Origin of the sequence: Burkholderia sp. E168m23, from assembly GCF_016586125.1 — a bacterium.
GTDB lineage: Bacteria > Pseudomonadota > Gammaproteobacteria > Burkholderiales > Burkholderiaceae > Burkholderia > Burkholderia orbicola.
The window spans coordinates 1-3,192 of the sequence record NZ_BCPP01000847.1; the positions used below are offsets into that span (position 1 = coordinate 1).

Sequence of the window (3,192 nt, forward strand, 5' to 3'; positions counted from 1 at the left end):
ATCGATTCGGCCGCCGGCGACTGGAAGCAGAACCTGCCGCCGGAAATCGACAAGATCATCAAGTACAAGGGCCATACCGTCGCCGCGCCGTTCTCGGTGCACCGCGTCAACTGGCTGTACATCAACAAGGCCGCGCTCGACAAGGTCGGCGCGAAGGTGCCGACCACCTGGCCCGAATTCTTCGCGGTGGCCGACAAGCTGAAGGCCGCGGGCATCCAGCCGGTCGCGATGGGCGGCCAGCCGTGGCAGGACCTGACGCTGTGGGAAGACGTCGTGCTGTCGCAGGGCCCGGCGTTCTACAAGAAGGCGCTGGTCGACCTCGACCAGGCGACGCTGACGTCGCCGCAGATGCTGTCGGTGTTCGACACGGTGCGCAAGATCCAGGGCTACTTCGACACCGGCCGTAACGGCCGCGACTGGAACCTCGCGACCGCGATGGTCATCAACGGCAAGGCCGGCATGCAGTTCATGGGCGACTGGGCGAAGGGCGAATTCGAAAACGCCGGCAAGAAGGCGGGCAAGGACTACATCTGCGCGCCGGTGCCGGGCACCGCGAATTCGTACACGTTCAACGTCGATTCGTTCGTGTTCTTCCAGCAGAAGGGCGAGAAGAACGCGACGCCGGGCCAGCTCGCGCTCGCGAAGACGATCATGACGCCCGAGTTCCAGGAGCAGTTCAGCCTGCTGAAGGGCTCGGTGCCGGTGCGTCTCGGCGTGAAGATGGACAAGTTCGACGACTGCGCGAAGAAGTCGTATGCCGACGAGCAGACCGCGATCAAGTCGGGCGGCTTCGTGCCGTCGCTCGCGCACGGCATGGCGCAAGGCGACGCGACCGCCGGCGCGATCACCGACGTCGTGACGAAGTTCATGAACTCGCAGCAGGATTCGAAGAGCGCGGTCGCCGCGCTCGCGAAGGCCGCGAAGGTCAAGTAACGCGCGCCAGGCGCCCGGCCGGACACGCTTCATCGGCCGGGCGTTTTTGCATGTGCAGCAAACGGGCTCGCCCGCGGGCCCGTGCCGTACCCGGCGCCGGCCCGGCCTGCGTCGCCCTCGTTCCAGGAGTCGAATCAAGTGGCTGCCCCTCTTAGCGGAAACGGATCCGGCGCTGCCGCCGCACGGCGTACGTCGCCGATGTCGGCCTTCGCCGATCGCTGGATCCCGAAGCTCGTGCTCGCGCCGAGCGTCGCGATCGCCGTGGTGTTCATCTACGGCTTCATCCTGATTACCGGCTATCTGTCGCTGACCCGCTCGCGGCTGTTGCCCAACTACGAATTCGACGGCTTCGGCCGTTACACGGACCTGTTCCAGAACGACGTGTGGTGGACCTCCGCCGCGAACCTCGGCTGGTTCGGGATTCCGTTCATCGCGATCTGCGTCGGCCTCGGGCTGTTCCTCGCGATCCTGCTCGACCAGCGGATTCGCAACGAAGGCGCGCTGCGCGCGATCTTCCTGTACCCGATGGCGCTGTCGTTCATCGTCACCGGCACCGCGTGGCAATGGATTCTGAACCCGGGCCTCGGCCTCGAGAAGGTGATGCACGACTGGGGCTGGACGAGCTTCTCGTTCGGCTGGCTCGACGATCCGGACAAGGCGATCTTCTGCGTGGTGATCGCGGCCGTGTGGCAATCGACCGGCTTCGTGATGGCGCTGTTCCTCGCGGGGCTGCGCGGTGTCGACGGCGAGATCTTCAAGGCCGCGCAGGTCGACGGCGCGACGCTGCCGACCATCTACCGCAAGATCGTGATCCCGAGCATGCGCCCGGTGTTCTTCTCGGTGCTGCTGATCCTCTGCCACATCACGATCAAGACCTTCGACCTCGTCGTCGCGCTGACTGCGGGCGGCCCGGGCACGTCGTCGTCGTTGCCGGCCATGTTCATGTACACGTTTTCGTTCAACCGCGGCCAGCTCGGGCTCGGCGCGGCGTCCTCGGTGATGATGCTCGCGACCGTGGTCGCGGTGCTGGTGCCGCTGATGTATATGGAATCGAGGAGCACCCGCAATGCAGCCTAAGATGACGATCAGCCGGGCAGTGATCTATGCGGCACTGATCCTGTTCGCGCTGTATTTCCTGTTCCCGATCTACGTGATGCTGTCGACGTCGTTCAAGGACCTCGACCAGTTGCGCACCGGCAACCTGCTGACGCCGCCCACCTCGTGGACCGTCGATCCGTGGGTGAAGGCCTGGAGCGGCGCCTGTACCGGCGTGCGCTGCGACGGGATGAAGCCGTTCTTCCTGAACTCGCTGCAGATGGTGATTCCGGCCGTGTTGATCTCGTCGCTGATCGGCGCGTTCAACGGCTACGTGCTCACGCACTGGCGCTTTCGCGGCGCGGACGCGCTGTTCACGATGATGCTGGTCGGCTGCTTCATCCCGTTCCAGGTGATCCTGCTGCCGATGGCGCGCCTGCAGGGGATGCTCGGCCTCGCCAACACGATTCCGGGCCTCGTGTTCGTGCACGTCGTGTACGGGATCGCGTTCACGACGATGTTCTTCCGCAACTTCTACGTGAGCGTGCCGGCCGAACTCGTGAAGGCCGCGCGCATCGACGGCGCGGGCTTCTTCACGATCTTCACGAAGATCCTGCTGCCGGTGTCGCTGCCGATCTTCATGGTGTGCCTGATCTGGCAATTCACGCAGATCTGGAACGACTTCCTGTTCGGGATCGTGTTCTCCGGCGTCGACTCGATGCCGATCACGGTCGCGCTGAACAACCTCGTCAACACGTCGACGGGCGTGAAGGAATACAACGTCGACATGGCCGGCGCGATCATTGCCGCGCTGCCGACGCTGCTCGTCTACATCGTCGCCGGCCGCTACTTCGTGCGCGGGCTGACGGCAGGCGCGGTGAAGGGGTAAGCGCGGCTTCATCCGATACGACGAACCGGCCGCGCACCACGCGCGGCGCATCGAAACGAACCCGACGCGGCGCCCGAGTGCGCCGCGCGAGACGAGACAGAGGATTCACAGCATGGCAAGCCTTTCCATCCGTGACGTGTACAAGACCTACCCGAACGGGGTGCCGGTCCTGAAGGGTGTCGACATCGAGATCGAGGACGGACAGTTCCTGATCCTGGTCGGCGGCTCGGGCTGCGGGAAATCGACGCTGCTCAACATGATCGCCGGGCTCGAGACGGTCACGAGCGGCGAGATCTGCATCGACGGCAAGGTCGTCAACGACCTGTCGCCCAAGG

At 64.8% G+C, this 3,192-nt stretch carries 4 protein-coding genes; all 4 read left to right on the forward strand.

Going from position 1 to position 3,192, the window contains the following annotated elements:
• Window positions 1-933 (forward strand): ABC transporter substrate-binding protein (locus JMF90_RS30685; RefSeq protein ID WP_201325850.1); only part of this gene is annotated, 933 nt, incomplete at its 5' end.
• A gap of 138 nt (window positions 934-1,071) precedes the next feature.
• Window positions 1,072-2,010 (forward strand): carbohydrate ABC transporter permease, encoded by a 939-nt coding sequence (locus JMF90_RS30690; RefSeq protein WP_011544827.1) that lies wholly within the window; start codon window positions 1,072-1,074, stop codon window positions 2,008-2,010.
• A complete protein-coding gene (locus JMF90_RS30695) occupies window positions 2,000-2,857 on the forward strand; it encodes a carbohydrate ABC transporter permease (RefSeq protein WP_006476648.1) in 858 nt (285 codons plus the stop codon). Before JMF90_RS30690 ends, JMF90_RS30695 begins: the two co-directional genes overlap by 11 nt.
• Before the next feature lie 112 nt (window positions 2,858-2,969).
• Window positions 2,970-3,192, forward strand: a 223-nt coding sequence (locus tag JMF90_RS30700) for an ATP-binding cassette domain-containing protein (RefSeq protein ID WP_201325851.1), incomplete at its 3' end; no start/stop codon positions are given.

Bases quoted from the DNA above. Each gene is read 5' to 3' on its own strand.
- JMF90_RS30695 (WP_006476648.1), top strand. From the start codon at position 2,000: ATGCAGCCTAAGATGACGATCAGCCGGGCAGTGATCTATGCGGCACTG.